The organism is Streptomyces sp. ATexAB-D23 (assembly GCF_000373645.1).
In the GTDB taxonomy this organism is placed as follows: domain Bacteria; phylum Actinomycetota; class Actinomycetes; order Streptomycetales; family Streptomycetaceae; genus Streptomyces; species Streptomyces castrisilvae.
In genome coordinates this window covers 199,559-216,299 of record NZ_KB892004.1, presented here as the reverse complement: position 1 = coordinate 216,299, position 16,741 = coordinate 199,559, and the positions used below count along the sequence as shown (strand labels likewise).

The window sequence follows — 16,741 nt, the reverse complement described above, 5'->3', positions numbered from 1 at the left end:
CCGCGCATTACCGGTGCAGCAAACCAGCGAAGGGGCCCCCGGACGCGGCCCGGCACCCGCCGTGGCGCGACTTTCACCCGTCAGGGTGGTCGCGGCGGAAACGGCGATGCCCCGGCGCGGCGGAGACCGGCCGGGGCATCGCGCGTCAGATCAGGCGAGGCTCGCGATCGCCTGGTTGAACGTCGCGGAGGGACGCATGACGGCCGCGGCCTTGGCCGGGTCGGGCTGGTAGTAGCCGCCGATGTCGGCCGGCTTGCCCTGGACCGCGATCAGCTCGTCGATGATCGTCTGCTCCTGCTCGGCCAGCGTCTTGGCGAGCGGGGCGAACGACGCGGCGAGCTCGGCGTCGGCGGTCTGCTGCGCCAGCTCCTGCGCCCAGTACAGGGACAGGTAGAAGTGGCTGCCGCGGTTGTCGATGCCGCCGAGGCGACGGCTGGGCGACTTGTCCTCGTTGAGGAACGTGGCCGTGGCGCGGTCCAGCGTGTCGGCGAGGACCTGGGCGCGGGCGTTGCCCGTGGTCTGCGCGAGGTGCTCGAAGCTGACGGCGAGGGCGAGGAACTCGCCCAGGCTGTCCCAGCGCAGGTAGTCCTCCTTGACGAGCTGCTGCACGTGCTTGGGCGCGGAGCCGCCGGCGCCGGTCTCGAAGAGGCCGCCGCCGTTCATCAGGGGGACGACGGAGAGCATCTTCGCGCTGGTGCCGAGCTCCAGGATCGGGAAGAGGTCCGTCAGGTAGTCACGGAGCACGTTGCCGGTGACGGAGATGGTGTCCTCGCCGCGGCGGATGCGCTCCAGGGAGAAGGCGGTGGCCTCCTCGGGAGTCTTGATCTCGATCTGCAGGCCCTCGGTGTCGTGCTCGGCGAGGTAGGTGCGGACCTTCTCGATGAGCTGCGCGTCGTGCGCGCGGCCCTCGTCCAGCCAGAAGACGGCCGGGTTGCCGGTCGCGCGGGCGCGGGTGACGGCGAGCTTGACCCAGTCCTGGATCGGCAGGTCCTTGGTCTGGCACATCCGGAAGATGTCACCGGCGCCGACCGCCTGCTCCAGCACCGCGTTGCCGGCGGCGTCGACGACGCGGACCGTGCCGGTGGCGGGGATCTCGAAGGTCTTGTCGTGGCTGCCGTACTCCTCGGCCTTCTGCGCCATGAGACCGACGTTGGGCACCGAGCCCATCGTGGACGGGTCGAAGGCGCCGTTGGCGCGGCAGTCGTCGATGACGACCTGGTAGACACCGGCGTAGCTGCTGTCCGGGAGGACGGCGATGGTGTCGGCCTCCTGGCCGTCCGGGCCCCACATGTGGCCGGAGGTGCGGATCATGGCCGGCATGGAGGCGTCCACGATGACGTCGCTGGGGACGTGCAGGTTGGTGATGCCCTTGTCGGAGTCGACCATCGCGAGGGCGGGGCCCTCGGCGAGCTCGGCCTCGAAGGATGCCTTGATCTTCGCGCCCTCGGGCAGCGCCTCCAGGCCCTTGAGGATGCCGCCGAGGCCGTCGTTCGGGGTCAGGCCCGCCGCGGCGAGCGCGTCACCGTGCTCGGCGAAGGTCTTCGGGAAGAAGGCACGCACGACGTGACCGAAGATGATCGGGTCGGAGACCTTCATCATCGTGGCCTTGAGGTGCACGGAGAAGAGCACGCCCTCGGCCTTGGCGCGGGCGATCTGGGCGGTGATGAACTCGCGCAGCGCGGCGACCCGCATGACGGAGGCGTCGACGACCTCGCCCGCCAGGACCGGTACGGACTCGCGCAGGACGGTGGTGGTGCCGTCGTCACCGACGAGCTCGATGCGCAGGCTGCCCGGCTCGGCGACGACCGCGGACTTCTCGGTGGACCGGAAGTCGTCGACGCCCATGGTGGCGACGTTCGTCCTGGAGTCGGCGGTCCAGGCGCCCATGCGATGCGGGTGGGTCTTGGCGTAGTTCTTGACCGACGCGGGGGCACGGCGGTCGGAGTTGCCCTCGCGCAGGACGGGGTTGACGGCGCTGCCCTTGACCTTGTCGTAACGGGCGCGGACGTCCTTGTCCTCGTCGGTCTTCGGGTCGTCGGGGTAGTCCGGGAGGGCGTAGCCCTGGCCCTGGAGCTCGGCGATCGCGGCCTTCAGCTGCGGGATCGAGGCCGAGATGTTGGGCAGCTTGATGATGTTGGCCCCGGGGGTGGTGGCCAGCTCGCCGAGCTCGGCGAGAGCGTCGTCGACGCGCTGGTTCTCCGGGAGGCGGTCGGGGAAACCGGCGATGATCCGGCCCGCCAGGGAGATGTCACGGCTCTCCACGGTGACCCCGGCCTTGGAGGCGTAGGCCTCGATCACGGGCAGGAACGAATACGTCGCCAGGGCCGGGGCCTCGTCGGTGTGTGTATAGATGATGGTCGAGTCAGTCACCCTGTGCTCCGCTCCACGTCTGCAACATTGCTTGACATCAAGATATCTCGTGAGTGGGGCCGACTCGACAGGGCCCCGCCCCGCACCGGCCGGAACACGCCCTATGGCCGGTGCGGGGCGGGTACCGCCTCTCCGTCCGGCACCGGTCCCGGCGGGGTCCCGTCGCCGAAGGGACGTCCGCCGAGCTGTTCGCGGTGGTGCGGGGCCAGCCAGCCGGACAGGTCGGGTCCCACGGGGACGATCCCGGTGGGGTTGATGCCGGTGTGCACCCGGTAGTAGTGCTGCTTGATGTGGTGGAAGTCGACCGTGTCCCCGAACCCGGGGGTCTGGTAGAGGTCCCTGGCGTACGCCCACAGCACCGGGTCCTCGGTCAGTTTCCGGCGGTTGCACTTGAAGTGGCCGTGGTAGACGGCGTCGAAGCGCACCAGGGTGGTGAAGAACCGGATGTCGGCCTCGGTGATCGTGTCCCCGACGAGGTAGCGGCGGTCCGCGAGCCGCTGCGACATCTGTTCCAGCCTGCGGAAGACCGCCTCGTACGCGGCTTCGTAGGTGCTCTGGCCGTCCGCGAATCCGGCGCGGTACACGCCGTTGTTGACGTCCTGGTAGATGCCTTCCATGACCTCGTCGATCTCCGCGCGAAGCGGCTCGGGGTAGAGGTCGGGCGCGCCGGGCCGGTGCAGGGCGGTCCACTCGGTCGCGAGGTCCAGGGTGATCTGCTGGTAGTCGTTGGTGACGAGCATCCCGCTGGGTACGTCGACGATCGCGGGGACGCTGACGCCGCCCGGGTAGTCGCGTTCCCTGGCGTCGTAGGCCTCGCTCAGGTAGCGGATGCCGAGCACCGGGTCCCGGCCGCCGGCGTCCAGCGTGAAGCGCCAGCTGCGGTCGTCCTGCAACGGGTCGGTCACGCCGAGCGAGAGGGCGCTCTCCAGGCCGAGCAGCCTGCGGGAGACCAGGGCGCGGCTCGCCCAGGGGCAGGCGCGGCTGACGACGAGCCGGTAGCGCCCGGCCTCGACGGGCCAGCCGTCGCGGCCGTCGGCGGTGATGCGGTCGGCGAAGTGGCTGCGGGAGCGCTTGAACGGTTTGTGCCCGTACGCGCTGTTGCCCTCGGATCCGGTGCCGGCGGTGTCGTTCATCGCGTTCTCCTAACGAGGCGTGCGAGGCTTACGAGGCGGCTGCGGGAGGTACGGAGCGCCGCCCCCGGTTCCTACCCCGCCGGGCGCCGCCCACGTCGGCCAGCGCGACGAGCAGTCCGGCGACGACGAAGGCGACCGAGACGACGAGCCCGTGGTCGTAGGCGCTGGACCAGCCGTCGGAACCGACCCGGGCGAAGAAGACCGCGCCGACGGCGGCGATACCGATCGCGGAACCGACGCGCTGGCCGGTCTGAAGGGTGCCGCCGGCGCTGCCCGCGGTGGCCACCGGAACCTCGGAGAGGGTGAGGGTCTGGTTGGGCGCGATGACCAGGCCGCTGCCGAGTCCGGCGAACAGCAGGGGTGCGGCCATCGCCCAGCCGGCTCCCCGGCCGGGCACCAGGTGGACGGCGAGGGCGGTCGCCCCGAGGCCCACGGCCACGGCAGCCAGGCCGACGACGACGAGGGGGCGGCCGAACCGTCCGACGAGCCGGCCGCCGGGGCTCGCCGCGACGGCGGAGCCCAGGGCGAATGGGGTGATGGCCAGACCCGCCTGGAGGGCGGTGTAGTGCAGACCGCTCTGGAGATAGAGGGTCGTGATGAAGAAGATCGAGGTGAATCCCGCGAAGTACAGCAGGATCAGCAGGCAGCCCAGCCAGTAGGAGCGCACCCGGAAGAGTCTGAGGTCGATCACCGGCTGGGTGCCGCGGCGGCCGCACCGGCCCTCCCAGGCCACGAAGGCGGCGAGCAGTGCCACGGCCAGGATGAGCAGCAGCCATTTGCCGTTGCCGGGCCACTGCCGGGACTGGACGAACGGCAGCAGCAGCGTCAGCACCCCCGTGCCCAGCAGCAGGACCCCCAGCGGGTCGAGGTCCCGCAGCCTGACCGGCCCGGCCGACGGGGTGTCGGGCAGCAGGCGGCGGGCCAGCAGGAGGCAGATCAGGCCGAGCGGCAGGTTGACGTAGAACACCCACCGCCAGCCCTCTTCGGCTCCGGCCGCCTGGATGAGCAGGCCGCCGAGGAGCGGGCCGACGGCGGTGGAGATGCCGACCACCGTGCCGAACATGCCGAAGGCCCGGCCGCGTTCCCGTCCCTGGAACATCTGCTGGATGAGGGCGGAGATCTGCGGCGAGACCATGCCGCCGGCCAGTCCCTGGACCAGCCGGGCGATCACCAGCCAGAGGCTGGACTGGGCGGCGCCGCAGGCCGCGGACGAGAGCGTGAAGAGCGTCAGCCCGGCCATGAACACCGCGCGCCGGCCGCGCGCGTCGCCGAGCCGCCCGGCCGGGATCAGGAACAGGCCGAAGGCCAGGGCGTATCCGGACAGGACCCATTGCAGGTCGGACTCCGGGGTGTGCAGGCCTTCCCTGATGGACGGCAGCGCGACGTTGACGATCGAGACGTCCAGGAGGGTCATGAAGCCGGCGACCAGGCAGACGGCGAGCGCCCGCCACCGCCGGGGGTCGGGCGTGCCGTGGCCGGACGCGGAGTCCGTACCCCGTCCCGCGGAACCCCGGTCCGCCGCGCTCTCTGCCATGGTTCGCACCCTAGGACGCGCACCGCGATTCCTCATCCCGGCAGGTCCACCCGGCCGTGCCGGAATGGCCCGCGACCGGGCCGGTTAAGGTACGGCGCATGCAGTCCTACACGATCGGGCAGGCGGCCCGCCTCCTCGGGGTCAGCCCCGACACCGCACGGCGCTGGGCCGACGCAGGCCGCGTCGCGACGCACCGGGACGAGGGCGGCAGGCGCCTCATCGACGGCCGCGACCTGGCGGCGTTCTCCGTCGAGGTCGCCCAGAGCGGCGCGGGCGAGTCGGACGTCTCGTACACCTCCGCCCGCAACGCGTTCCCGGGCATCGTCACCGCCGTCAAGCTCGGTGACGTGGCCGCTCAGGTCGAGATCCAGGCCGGCCCGCACCGGCTGGTGTCGCTGCTGACCCGGGAGGCCGTCGAGGAGCTGGGTCTGGAGGTCGGTGTGCAGGCCACCGCCCGGGTGAAGTCGACCAGCGTGCACATCGACCGCGCCTGACCCGCGAGCCGGGCCCTCAGGCCGCGCCCTGCTCGGCCGCGGCGAGGATCTTCACCACGGTGTGGAAGTAGCGGGTCGTCGCGTCCCGTCCGAGGACCTTCTCCTGGAAGCCCTTCGCGGCCGGTGCCTTGCCGTTGAGGAGGTACCAGACGACGAAGGCGTCGTACTCCGTGCTGCCGATGATCTCCATGTCCTTCTTCGGAGAGAGCAGCGGCAGCGCCAGGTCCGGATCGATCCGCTCGGTCGTGAACACCACGCAGCAGCGCATGTCGTCGGTGACGGTGATGTCCTTGAACGGGTCGAGCGCGATGAGCGCCTTCAGTTCCGGGACCGTACGCAGGCATACCGCGACGGAGTAGCCGAGAGTGGTGGCGAGGTGGCCGCCGATCCGGGCGGCGAGCGCGGAGCGGTCGGTCTCGTCGGTCTCGAAGAAGACGTTGCCGCTCTGGATGTGGCTGCGCACCGACGCGAGGCCCAGCTCCGTGAACAGGCCGCGCAGGCGCTCCATCTTCACTGAACGGCCCGGGACGTTCAGTCCTCGCAGGAACGCGATGTACAGCAAGTCCGATCACCTGTTCGCACGAAGAGGGGTGGGAAAGGGGGCGCGGCAGACGCCCGACAGCGTAGCCCGGTGGCTCTTCGCACAGGGCCGATGACGGCCTACGGTGGTGTCGACGCCGTCCGGGTCCGACAGCCCTCCTGGGAGATTCCGTTGCGCATGCTGATCAATGTGCCCGAAACCGTGGTCGCCGACGCGCTGCGTGGCATCGCGGCAGCCCACCCCGAACTGACCGTGGATGTCGAGAACCGCGTCGTCGTCCGCCGTGACGCCCCCGTCGCGGGCAGGGTGGCCCTGGTCTCCGGCGGCGGGTCCGGGCACGAACCGCTGCACGCCGGGTTCGTCGGCCCGGGGATGCTGTCGGCCGCGTGTCCCGGCGAGGTGTTCACCTCTCCGGTGCCGGACCAGATGGTGCGGGCCGCGGCGGCCGTCGACAGCGGCGAGGGCGTGCTGTTCGTCGTCAAGAACTACACGGGTGACGTCCTCAACTTCGAGATGGCCGCCGAACTCGCCGACGAGGAGGGGGTGCGGGTCGCCCAGGTGCTCGTGGACGACGACATCGCGGTGAGCGACAGCCTCTACACCGCCGGACGACGGGGCACGGGGGCGACGCTGTTCGTGGAGAAGATCGCCGGCGCGGCGGCCGACGAGGGCGCCCCGCTGGACCGGGTGGCCGCGCTCGCCCGCCGGGTGAACGAGTCCTCGCGCAGCTTCGGTGTCGCCCTCAGCTCCGTCACCACCCCCGCGAAGGGCTCCCCCACCTTCGACCTGCCCGCCGGTGAACTCGAACTGGGCGTGGGCATCCACGGCGAACCCGGCCGGGAGCGGCGGGCGATGATGACCTCGGGGGAGATCGCCGACTACGCGGTCAACGCCGTGCTGGACGATCTGCGGCCCGGGGGGCCGGTGCTCGTCCTGGTCAACGGCATGGGGTCGACTCCCCTGCTGGAGCTGTACGGCTTCAACGCGGAGGTGCAGCGGGTGCTGGCCGAGCGGGGTGTGGTGGCGGCCCGTACCCTCGTGGGCAACTACGTGACCTCGCTCGACATGGCGGGCTGCTCGGTGACGCTCTGCCAGGCGGACGAGGAGCTGGTACGGCTGTGGGACGCGCCGGTCCAGACGCCCGCCCTGCGCTGGGGCCGCTGACCCGCTCGTTCCACGGACCAAGGAGTTGATGTGCTCGACGCCGCTTTCTTCCACCGCTGGATGACCACGGTCACCGCTCTCGTCGACCGCGAGGCGGAACGGCTGACCGAGCTGGACTCCGCGATCGGGGACGCCGATCACGGCAGCAATCTGCGCCGCGGATTCACCGCGGTCTCGGCGGCCCTGGAGAAGGAGCCGCAGCAGACCCCGGGAGCCGTACTGGCGCTGGCCGGACGGCAGTTGATCTCAACCGTCGGCGGGGCATCGGGACCGCTGTACGGGACACTGCTGCGGCGTACGGGCAAGGCGCTCGGCGACGCCCCCGCCGTGACGGCCGACGAACTGGCCCAGGCCCTCGGCGCAGGCGTGGCGGCCGTGGCGCAGCTGGGCGGGGCGCGGGCCGGTGACAAGACGATGCTCGACGCGCTGCTGCCGGCCGTCGACGCGCTCGGGACCTCGTTCGCCGCGGGGCGGGAGGCGGCGCTGGCGGGCGCGGAGGCGACTGTCCCGCTCCAGGCGCGCAGGGGCAGGGCGAGCTATCTGGGCGAGCGGAGCATCGGGCACCAGGACCCGGGGGCCGCGTCCGCGGCGCTCCTGATGGCCGCGCTGGCGGACACCGAGGACACGGCCGGGGGCGCGGCATGAGTACGGACGCGCAGGTGGGCATCGTGCTGGTCTCGCACAGCGGGCCGGTGGCCGAGGCGGTGGCGGAGCTGGCCAGGGGGCTCGCGGCGGGCGGTGCGACCGCTCCGGTGGCCGCGGCCGGCGGCACACGGGCGGGTGGCCTCGGGACGAGCGCGGAGCTGATCGCCGACGCGGCCCGGTCGGTGGACGCGGGCGCGGGGATAGCCGTGCTCGTCGACCTCGGGAGCGCGGTGCTGACGGTGAAGGCGATGCTGGCCGAGGGGGACGAACTCCCGGACGGGGCACGGCTGGTGGACGCCCCGTTCGTCGAGGGCGCGGTGGCGGCCCTGGTCACGGCCTCGGCCGGCGGAGACCTGGACGCCGTGGCCGCGGCCGCGTCGGAGGCGTACGACTACCGCAAGGCGTAGGGGGTGTCACCGGGGCGTGAGGGCGCTCGCCGCGCACACTTGGCGGTATGACGGCCACGAAGAACCCCCGCCGCAGCGCGGGCCTGCTGCTGTTCCGTACCGGTGCCGGGCGTGGGCTCGAAGTTCTCATCGGGCACATGGGCGGCCCGTTCTGGGCGGGCCGCGAGCAGGCCGCCTGGTCGGTGCCCAAGGGCGAGTACCTCCCCGGCGAGGAGCCCCGGGCGGCGGCCCGCAGGGAGTTCGAGGAGGAGTTCGGCCGCCCGGTGCCGGACGGTGAGTGGCTGGCGCTGGGCGAGGCCCGGCAGCCCAGCGGCAAGACGGTGACGGTGTGGGCGCTGCGGGCCGAGATCGATCCGGCGTCCGCCGTGCCCGGCACGTTCACGATGGAGTGGCCGCGCGGCTCCGGGGTGCTGCGGGAGTTCCCGGAGATGGACCGGTTCGCCTGGTGCGGCCCGAAGGTCGCGGCCGAGCGGCTGGTCAAGGGGCAGCGGGTCTTCGTGGAGCGGTTGCGCGCGCGTCTGGCGGGTGGCGGGGACTGAGCCCGGAGCATGAGCGCGGAGGCGGGCCGTCGTCCGGTGCGACGGCCCGCCTCCGTGCGCGGGTCCTCTCGCGGGGTCAGCCCTGCGGGAGGATGACGGCCCGGCCGTTGATCTTGCCGGCGTGCAGTCGCTCGTAGGCGAGCGGCGCCTCGTCCAGGGTGTACGTCTCGACGTGCACGTCGACCGCGCCGGCGTGGGCGAGGTCGAGGACCTCGGCCAGTTCGGAGCGTGATCCCCAGTACGGGGCGCTGACCGTCGTGTTGAACGGCAGTACGCCGAAGCCGACGGGCAGGGCTCCGCCGCCGATGCCGACGATCGTGACGTCGGAGTCGATGGCGGCCGCCGCTCCGGCCGTGGCGACGGTCGGTGCGGCGCCGACGAAGTCCAGGACGACCTGGGCGCCGACGCCGCCCGTCAGCTCCCGGATGCGTTCCGCGGCGTGCTCGTCCGACAGCACCGCCTCGTGCGCCCCGACCGTGCGGGCGAGGGTGAGCTTCTCCTCGGTGACGTCGAGGGCGATGACCCGGGCCGCGGTCAGGGCGCGCAGCAGCTGGATGGCCACGTGGCCGAGCCCTCCGGTGCCGATGACGACGGCGGTGGCCCCGGGTACCAGCTTCGGCAGGGAGCGCTTGATGGCGTGGTACGGGGTGAGGCCGGCGTCGGTGAGCGGCACCGTCCGCACCGGGTCGAGGTCGCCGATGGGGACGAGGTGGCGCGGGTCGTCGACGATCATGTACTCGGCCATGGCGCCCGGCGAGCCGAGTCCGGGCGGGTTGATGCCCAGCTCCTGGGCGCGCAGGCAGTAGTTTTCCTTGCCCTCGGCGCACTTGACGCAGGTGCCGCAGCCCCAGGGGCCGTAGACGGCGACGGACTGGCCGGTCGTGAGGCCGCTGACGCCGGCACCGAGTGCGGCGACCGTGCCGACGCCCTCGTGGCCGAGGGTGAGCGGCAGCGGGTAGGGGAACTGGTCGGCGGGCCAGCTCATCACGGCTATGTCGGAGTGGCAGACGCCTGCCGCGGTGACCTTCAACAGCACCTGCCCGGGGCCCGGTTCCGGGTCGGGCACGGTGACGACCTCGGGTGCGGCACCGATCTCGCGGTATTGGACGGCTTTCATGGGGTCCTCCTTGACCTCTGTCGACCTCTGGCTGTTCCGGCCCCCGAGCCCCCCGTTCCCCCCGGCCTCCCCCGTTGTCGTTCCCCGTCCCCGCCCCCGTCCGCCGCTCAGGAGGCGGAGTAGCCGCCGTCCACCAGGTGGTAGCTGCCGTGGATGAACGAGGCGCGGTCGGAGAGCAGGAAGGCGGCGAGCTCCGCCACTTCCTCCGCCGTGCCGAGACGCCCGGCCGGGTGCAGCGAGATCAGGTGGTCGCGGGCCGGTCCCTCGGTGTTGCGCAGGAGCGGGGTGTCGATGAAGCCGGGGCCCACCGCGTTGATCCGGACGTTCTGCGCGGCGTATTCGAGGGCGGCGGTCTTGGTGAGGCCGACGACGCCGTGCTTGGCGGCGGCGTAGGCCGGCGAGCCGGCGAAGCCGTTGGTACCGAGGATCGAGGACATGTTGACGATCGCACCGCCGCCCGCGGCGACGATGGCGGGCAGTTCGTAGCGCATCGAGTAGAAGACGCCGCTGAGGTTGGTGGCGACGACCCGGTCCCAGTCCTCGACGGCGTACTCGCCGGTCGGGCTGCTCGGCCCGCCGATGCCGGCGTTGTTCACCGCGAGGTGCAGTGCGCCGAAGGTGTCCACGGCGAACCGCACGCCCGCCTCCACGGACGCGGGGTCGGTGACGTCCATGGCCACGGCGGCGGCCCGGCCGCCGGCGCTCTCCAGTTCGGCGACCGCCGCGCGGGCGCTCTCCTCGTTGTAGTCGGCCACGACGACCGAGGCGCCCGCGCCGGCGAGCCGGCGGGCGAGGGCCAGGCCGATGCCGGAGGCTCCTCCGGTGACGAGCGCGGTGCGGCCGGCGAATTCCTGGCCGTTGGGGGTGGGGGTGGTGGTGCTCATGAGGTGCCGTTTCCTTCCGTGGTGCTGGTGGTGCTCTGTGACGCGGGAGTGCTGGTGGTGCTCTGTGACGCGGGCCGGGCGAACAGATCCGCGGCCAGGGCGTCGAAGGCCCGCTCGACGAGCCGGGGCAGCGCGTCGGGGCGGTTCCCGCGCACCCAGGCGGCCTGGGCCGCGAGGAGTGCGCCGGCTCCGGCGGCGACCGTGACGGCGGGCCGCAGGTCGCTGCGGGGGTCGGCCCCGATCCGGTCGGCGACGATGGTGACCGAGTCCTCCTGGGCGTCCACCCGGATGTGGTGGAACGCGGCGTAGAGGGTCGGCTCCCGCTCGGCGAGGACCATCAGTTCGAAGATCCTCGGGCGGCGGTGCCAGGCCGGCGCGGCCGGGTCCGCCAGCCAGTCCAGTACGGCCCGGCGGTAGGCGGTGAGCGGGGGCTCTTCGGCCGGGCGGGCCCGCAGGGCGGCGTTGATCCGGTCGCCGTCGCCCCGGACGGAGTCCAGGACGGCGTCCTCCTTGCTCGCGAAGTACCGGCTGAAGGTGCGGCGGTCGACGTCCGCGCGTTCCGCGATCTCCTCGACCGTCACGTCCCTGAGACCGCGGTCGAGCACGAGCTCGAATGCCGCCCCCGCCAGGGCGTCCCGGGTCCGGCGGGCCTTGCGGCTCCGCCTTTCCGGAAGCTTCTGTTCCGCTTGCATGTTTTTCACCGTACACCCGAAAATGTCCCGACGCGACATGAGTCTCGCCGGGACATGAAGTGCCCTGATCCGCTTGCTCCGCGGCCCGTTCTCCCGCTCTACAGCCCGCTGAACACCGAGGCCGCGCGCATCGCCTCCTGGCCCGCGGGCTCGGCCGGGCGGGGGACCGCCGAGGGGGCCCGGCGCAGCGCCAGGACGGCGATGTCGTCGCGCCGCACCCCGCCGGAGAAGTCCTCCAGATCCTGTTCGAGGGCGTCGAGCAGCTCCCGGGGCTCCAGGCGGGCCCAGCGGCCGAGCCGGGTGTCCAGCGGGTAGAAGTCGCCGTCGGCGTCACGGGCCTCGGTCACTCCGTCGGTGAACAGCAGGAGCGTCGCGCCGGGAGGGAAGTCCAGCCGCTCCGCGCTGCGGCCCTCGTTGCTGAGCTCCGCCATGCCCAGCGGCACCGAGGTACGGCGCAGCGGGACCGCGACGGCCACCCCGTCGTGCACCAGGCGGGGCGGCAGGTGGCCGCAGTTCACGGCCTGGACCCGGCCGTCGCCGTCGAAGCCGAGGACCAGGGCGGTCACGAAGCGCTCCGTCTCGCCGGTCTGGGCCGAGAAGGCGTTGTGCCGTGCGACGGCGTCCTCCAGGGCGTCGACGACGCCGGTCAGGGAGGGCTCGCGGATGGCCGCCTCGCGGAACGCGCCGAGGACGGCGAAGCCCGCACCGATGGCGGGAACGCCCTTGCCCTGGACGTCACCGATGATCACGCGGGTGCCGTAGGCCGACTGGACGACTTCGTAGATGTCCCCGCCGACCAGGCGGTCCTCCTCGATCGGCGTATAGGTGCCGTGAGCGGTGAGCTGGTCGGTGGGGATGGGCAGGGGGCGCAGGATCTGGCGCTGGAGAGCGACGGCGGCCGACCGGAGCCGGGCGATCTCGATGGCGTGCCGGATGCGCAGGGCGCAGGCACCGATCCCGAGAAGGCAGGCCACGACGGTGAAGATGATGCTGCTGGCGATGTCCCAGAAGGTCCCGCCGCTCATCAGCCGCGAGCCGACGGCCACCACCATGACCCAGGAGGCGGCGCCCACGGTCTGCGCCATCGTCCCGAAGACGGAGACGAGGGCCGGCACGACCACCAGCAGCGGCACCAGGCGCAGGTCCTCGCCGGAGAGGAAGTCGAGGCCGGCGATCACTGCGGTCAGCAGGACCAGTCCGCCGAACAGTGCCCCGTTCCCGACGCGCTGGGCGCGTACGGCCGCCTCGCCCGCGTCGGTGCCGGGGAGCGACACCTGCCGGGTCGCGGACCGGCTCAGGAGTCCGATGGTCAAGGTCCTCTCCTTCCGGGGGTCTGCCGGCCGGGCGCCGGCCTTCCTTCCATTCGACCCGGCGAACGGGGTGGCGCACACGAGGCTTACGGCCTCACGTCCCTGCCGAAGGTCCCGGGAAAGGGGGCGTCGGCGCCTTCGGACCCCGTACCGGAGGCCGAAGGCCCTGGATCAGCGGCCGGCCGCCGCGGTGCCGGCCCGTCGGCCGGGCTCCGGGACCACCGGCCGGACGGGGACGGACGCAGCGAGGAACGCGGTCCGGCGGCGGAGTGCGAAGCCGAGCGCTTCGTAGAGCCGGACGGCCCCGGTGTTGGAGGCGGCCGCGTGCAGGAACGGGGTGTCGCCGCGCTGCCTGATCTCATGGGCGACGGCGCGCACGAGCCCGCCGCCGAGCCCCTGGCCGCGCACCGACTCGTCCGTGCAGACCGCGCTGATCTCGCCCCAGCCCGGTGGCCGCAGGCGTTCGCCGGCCATGGCGACAAGGGCTCCGCCCCGGCGGATGCCGAGGTAGGTGCCGAGTTCCACGGTACGGGGTTCGAAGGGGCCCGGCCTGGTGCGGGCGACCAGGTCGAGCATCTCCGGTACGTCGGCGGGGCCGAGCCGTACGGCTTCCGGGTGCGGGGCGGCCGCCACGCCCGCGTCCACGAGCTGGACGCCCTCGGCGTGGAAGGAGACCTCCCAGTCGGCGGGCGGGGGCTGCCGGAAAGCGGTGAGCGTGACGGAACCACCCGGTCCGGCGAGCGCGGCGACGTCGGCCCAGTCGGCGGGCCCCGGGTCCGGCGGGATCGCGACCCAGGGGGTGACGTCCGGCGGGTAGCGCAGGACGCGGCCCCGGCGCTCGGCGAAGTGGGCGTGCGGGCCCGTCAGCGCGGTGCCCACCGGGTCGTCCAGCGGGTGGCCGGCCGGGATCAGGGACTCGCTCACGCGGTCACCTCGATCACGGTCTTGCCGAGCGCGTGACCGTCCTCCACCGCGCGCAGCGCCTCGCCCGCCCGGTCGAGCGGGAAGGTCCGGGTGACATGGGTCCGCAGGACGCCCTCGGCGACCAGCCGTGCCACCTCGTCCAGGACCGCGGCGGTACGCGCCCGCCGGACGGCCGCCCCGCCCAGCTCCTCGACGAGCGGCTTCCCGCCGGCGCTGATCAGCGCGGCGGGCGCGACGAGCGTGGCCGCCTCGCGCAGCGTGTCGCCGCCGACGAGGTCGAAGACGGCATCGACGCCGTCGGGGGCGGCGGCCCGTACCCGGTCGGCGAGTCCCGGTCCGGAGGGGATGTGCACCGCGCCGAGCGAGGCCACGAAGTCCTTCTTGGCCTCGCTCGCGGCACCGATGACCCGGACACCGGCATGCCGGGCGAGCTGGACGGCGGCGCTGCCCACCCCGCCGCCCGCCCCGGTGACCAGCAGCGTGGCTCCCGGGCCGAGCCCGAGCTGTCGCACTCCGTCGTAGGCGGTGGCGGCGGCGACGGGCAGGACGGCCGCGTCGGCGAACGAGACACCGGCCGGCTTGTGGGCGGTCACCGCGACGGGCAGGAGTGTGTACTCGGCGTACCCGCCGGTCAACGGATTGCCGAACACCTCGTCGCCCGGCCCGAACCCCTCGACGCCCGGTCCGGTCGCGCGGACCACTCCGGCGGCCTCGCTGCCGAAGACGGTGGGAAACGGCAGCGGCTCGCTGCCGGGCCTGGTGTATCCGGTGCGCAGTTTCCAGTCGACCGGGTTGACGCCTGCCGTGCGGACCGCGACGAGCAGTTCCCCCGGGCCCGGGACCGGCGTCTCCAGGTCGACGAGGGCCTCCGCTTCCGGTCCGCCGTTGCGGGTGAACACGTACGCCTTCGGCATGAGCTCCTTCTCCCCTGTTCCGTGCTCCGGCGCCCTGCTGCCGGACGCCACAGCTGCGGCAAGGACGCATGGCGCGCGGCTATTCCCCCGACCGTCGATTTCGACTCAACTACCGCCGGATATGAGCCGGTCGGCTCCTGCCGCGCCCCGGCCTGTGGCACTCTTGGTGGCGGCCGTCCCACCGGGCTCCCCCGTACCGGTGGGGCGGTCTTCGCCGTCGTACGACGGGGCGGCGCGCGGCCGGATCAGTCGCCGTGCCGCTCCGGGGCCCGGCCCGCGTAATAGGTGGCGACCATGTCCTCGTCGCCGTGTCCGTCCGCCTCCGCCCGCTCGAAGCGCGCGGCCGAAGCGGCGGTCAGGTCCAGCCGGACACCGGCCCGCCCGGCCGCTTCGAGAATGAGCCGGGTGTCCTTGAGAGCCGTGGACAGGGCGAAGCTGGGCGTCAGGTCCCCGTCCAGAACGGCGGCGGACTTGCTCTGCAGGTAGCCCGTGTCGAGCGGCCCGCCCTTGACGACGTCCAGGAACGCGCGCGGGTCGACGCCCAGACCCTCGGCGAGGTTCAGGCACTCGGCGACTCCGCCCACCAGGTTGACCACCCAGGTGTTGACCACGAGCTTGAGCCGGGAGGCCGCCCCCGGTTCCTCCCCGACCCAGACCGTGCGCTGCCCGATCGCGTCCAGCACCGGTCCGGCCACCGCACGGGCGGCCGAGGGGCCGGAGACGAGGACGGTCAGCGCGCCCGCCTCCGCGGGCTGCCGGGTCCCGGCGACCGGGGCGTCGAGGTGGACCAGCCCGAGGTCGGCGGCGCGCTGGGCCAGCTCGACGGCGCCGTCCGGCCCGACCGTCGAGGTCTGCAGCAGCACCTGGCCCCGGTGCAGCCCCTCGGACGCGGCGGTGAGCGCGGCGGCGACGGCCGTCGTGTCGCTGAGCGAGGTGAGCACGAGGTGGGCGCCGCGCACGGCCTCGGCCGCCGTCTCGGTGACGGTGGCGCCGTCGGAGGCGAGCGGTGCGGCCTTGGCCGGGGTGCGGTTCCAGGCCCGGACCTCCAGACCGGCGCGGAGCAGGCTGCGGGCCATGGCCGCGCCCATGATCCCGGTGCCGAGCACGGCGACGACCGGCTGCTGCGGGGCTGCGGGGACTGCTGAGGTCATGGGGTTCCCTTCATCGGCCGCGCCCCGGTCCGGTGCGCGGCGGCTTCGGCGTCCCAGGGTTGCCTGGCCGCGCCCTCCAGCACGGCAGCGTGCACGGCTCTGGCGAGTCGCGCGCCCCACACGGAGCGCGGCCCGGCGAACGGTTCCCCCGCACCGGTCGCCGGGGTGGGGGCGGCGACACAGACGGCGTCCGTGGGGGTGCCGGAGCAGTCGAGCCCGGCGTCCAGGAGCGCCTGCACCTTGGCCTCCGTGGCGGTGGCGACGGCGTTGACGAGGGCGGCGTCGGTCAGGGGCACGGGGAGCGTGACGACGATGTTCACGGTCCCGGGGCGCGGCGGTCCGCCGGTGCCGTCGACGGGTGCGGCGGCCCAGCCGCGTACGCCGAGGCCGCAGGTGGCGGTCGCGCTCACGCCCTCGTCGGCGGCGACCGTGTGCGCGGTGACGTCGGCTGCGGTCATCAGTCCCGCGCCGGGGCCGGTGAGCTGTGCGGCGGCGGCGATCTCGGCCAGGTGGCGGTCGGGGTCCATGCGCGGGTATCCGCCCGGCACCTGGGCGTTGAGGATCCACTCGCGCGGGCCGATACCGCCGCCCAGCACCGCACTGCTGCACACCCGCCAGCCCGGCCCCAGCCGCCACACGAGGTGGCGCAGGTCGAGCCCGTTCTCGCGCCGGGCCAGCAGTTCTCCGCGCTGCTCGGGGAGCCGGATGCGTACGGAACGGATGGGGCACCCCCGGGATGGCGCGGCAGGACGTGGGTCGGCATGGGACGCGCTGATCATATGTGCCGGGGCAGGGGCCCGCGGGAGCCGCCCCGCTCCCCCGTTCCGGCCGCTCCCCGGCCGGCCCCGTTCACCCGATTGGCGTAACTGGCGCAGGAGGTCCGCAGCCGCGTGGTGCTGGGCCTGCGCCGGTCCGCAGCGGA

17 protein-coding genes are annotated in these 16,741 nt (G+C 73.3%); 5 read left to right on the top strand and 12 right to left on the bottom strand.

Annotated elements, in window-relative coordinates; all coding sequences use genetic code 11:
• Window positions 1-150: 150 nt before the first annotated feature.
• From B082_RS0106770 to B082_RS0106760, 3 genes are all read right to left on the bottom strand, one after another.
• Window positions 151-2,370, bottom strand: coding sequence for an NADP-dependent isocitrate dehydrogenase (locus B082_RS0106770; protein ID WP_018551055.1), 2,220 nt, complete (start codon window positions 2,368-2,370; stop codon window positions 151-153).
• Window positions 2,371-2,471: 101 nt separating this feature from the next.
• Window positions 2,472-3,503, bottom strand: a complete 1,032-nt coding sequence (locus B082_RS0106765; protein WP_018551054.1) for a glutathione S-transferase family protein — start codon at window positions 3,501-3,503, stop codon at window positions 2,472-2,474.
• Window positions 3,504-3,531: 28 nt separating this feature from the next.
• A complete protein-coding gene (locus B082_RS0106760) occupies window positions 3,532-5,037 on the bottom strand; it encodes an MFS transporter (protein ID WP_018551053.1) in 1,506 nt (501 codons plus the stop codon).
• Window positions 5,038-5,135: 98 nt separating this feature from the next.
• On the opposite strand from B082_RS0106760, the gene B082_RS0106755 reads away from it, so the two are divergent.
• Window positions 5,136-5,531 (top strand): TOBE domain-containing protein, encoded by a 396-nt coding sequence (locus tag B082_RS0106755; RefSeq protein WP_018551052.1) that lies wholly within the window; start codon window positions 5,136-5,138, stop codon window positions 5,529-5,531.
• 16 nt (window positions 5,532-5,547) lie between these two features.
• Here the strand turns inward: B082_RS0106755 and B082_RS0106750 are convergent, their stop codons facing one another.
• Window positions 5,548-6,093, bottom strand: a complete 546-nt coding sequence (locus tag B082_RS0106750; protein ID WP_018551051.1) for a DUF1697 domain-containing protein — start codon at window positions 6,091-6,093, stop codon at window positions 5,548-5,550.
• A gap of 150 nt (window positions 6,094-6,243) precedes the next feature.
• Between B082_RS0106750 and dhaK the strand changes: the two genes are divergently transcribed.
• Genes dhaK through B082_RS0106730 form a run of 4 tightly spaced genes read left to right on the top strand, consistent with a single transcriptional unit; the run spans window position 6,244 to window position 8,827 of the window.
• Window positions 6,244-7,236 carry a dihydroxyacetone kinase subunit DhaK gene (dhaK, locus tag B082_RS0106745; RefSeq protein WP_026249497.1) on the top strand — a complete coding sequence of 331 codons (993 nt, stop codon included), beginning with the start codon at window positions 6,244-6,246 and terminating at the stop codon, window positions 7,234-7,236.
• A 30-nt stretch (window positions 7,237-7,266) separates the two neighbouring features.
• Window positions 7,267-7,881, top strand: a complete 615-nt coding sequence (dhaL, locus tag B082_RS0106740) for a dihydroxyacetone kinase subunit DhaL (RefSeq protein ID WP_018551049.1) — start codon at window positions 7,267-7,269, stop codon at window positions 7,879-7,881.
• Window positions 7,878-8,288 (top strand): PTS-dependent dihydroxyacetone kinase phosphotransferase subunit DhaM, encoded by a 411-nt coding sequence (locus tag B082_RS0106735; RefSeq protein ID WP_018551048.1) that lies wholly within the window; start codon window positions 7,878-7,880, stop codon window positions 8,286-8,288. Before dhaL ends, B082_RS0106735 begins: the two co-directional genes overlap by 4 nt.
• Window positions 8,289-8,335: 47 nt before the next feature.
• On the top strand, window positions 8,336-8,827 hold the full coding sequence (locus B082_RS0106730) for an NUDIX domain-containing protein (protein ID WP_018551047.1): 492 nt from the start codon (window positions 8,336-8,338) through the stop codon (window positions 8,825-8,827).
• Between the two features lie 76 nt (window positions 8,828-8,903).
• On the opposite strand, the gene B082_RS0106725 is transcribed toward B082_RS0106730, so the two are convergent.
• From B082_RS0106725 to B082_RS35745, 8 genes are all read right to left on the bottom strand, one after another.
• Window positions 8,904-9,944, bottom strand: coding sequence for an NAD(P)-dependent alcohol dehydrogenase (locus B082_RS0106725; protein ID WP_018551046.1), 1,041 nt, complete (start codon window positions 9,942-9,944; stop codon window positions 8,904-8,906).
• Window positions 9,945-10,051: 107 nt separating this feature from the next.
• The gene (locus B082_RS0106720; RefSeq protein WP_018551045.1) at window positions 10,052-10,828 is read right to left on the bottom strand and encodes an SDR family NAD(P)-dependent oxidoreductase; all 777 of its coding nucleotides are present in this window, start codon (window positions 10,826-10,828) and stop codon (window positions 10,052-10,054) included.
• Window positions 10,825-11,520 (bottom strand): TetR family transcriptional regulator, encoded by a 696-nt coding sequence (locus B082_RS0106715; RefSeq protein ID WP_018551044.1) that lies wholly within the window; start codon window positions 11,518-11,520, stop codon window positions 10,825-10,827. The genes B082_RS0106720 and B082_RS0106715 overlap by 4 nt, the downstream gene beginning before the upstream one ends.
• A gap of 98 nt (window positions 11,521-11,618) precedes the next feature.
• Window positions 11,619-12,833 (bottom strand): PP2C family protein-serine/threonine phosphatase, encoded by a 1,215-nt coding sequence (locus tag B082_RS0106710; protein WP_018551043.1) that lies wholly within the window; start codon window positions 12,831-12,833, stop codon window positions 11,619-11,621.
• A 168-nt stretch (window positions 12,834-13,001) separates the two neighbouring features.
• Complete coding sequence (locus tag B082_RS0106705) at window positions 13,002-13,754, bottom strand: GNAT family N-acetyltransferase (RefSeq protein WP_018551042.1); 753 nt, start codon at window positions 13,752-13,754, stop codon at window positions 13,002-13,004.
• Window positions 13,751-14,668 carry an NADP-dependent oxidoreductase gene (locus tag B082_RS0106700; protein WP_018551041.1) on the bottom strand — a complete coding sequence of 306 codons (918 nt, stop codon included), beginning with the start codon at window positions 14,666-14,668 and terminating at the stop codon, window positions 13,751-13,753. Before B082_RS0106700 ends, B082_RS0106705 begins: the two co-directional genes overlap by 4 nt.
• A gap of 245 nt (window positions 14,669-14,913) precedes the next feature.
• Window positions 14,914-15,819: an NAD(P)-dependent oxidoreductase gene (locus B082_RS0106695; RefSeq protein ID WP_018551040.1), complete on the bottom strand. Its 906-nt coding sequence runs from the start codon at window positions 15,817-15,819 to the stop codon at window positions 14,914-14,916.
• Window positions 15,816-16,598 (bottom strand): adenosylcobinamide amidohydrolase, encoded by a 783-nt coding sequence (locus tag B082_RS35745; RefSeq protein WP_234018120.1) that lies wholly within the window; start codon window positions 16,596-16,598, stop codon window positions 15,816-15,818. Before B082_RS35745 ends, B082_RS0106695 begins: the two co-directional genes overlap by 4 nt.
• Window positions 16,599-16,741 lie beyond the last annotated feature (143 nt).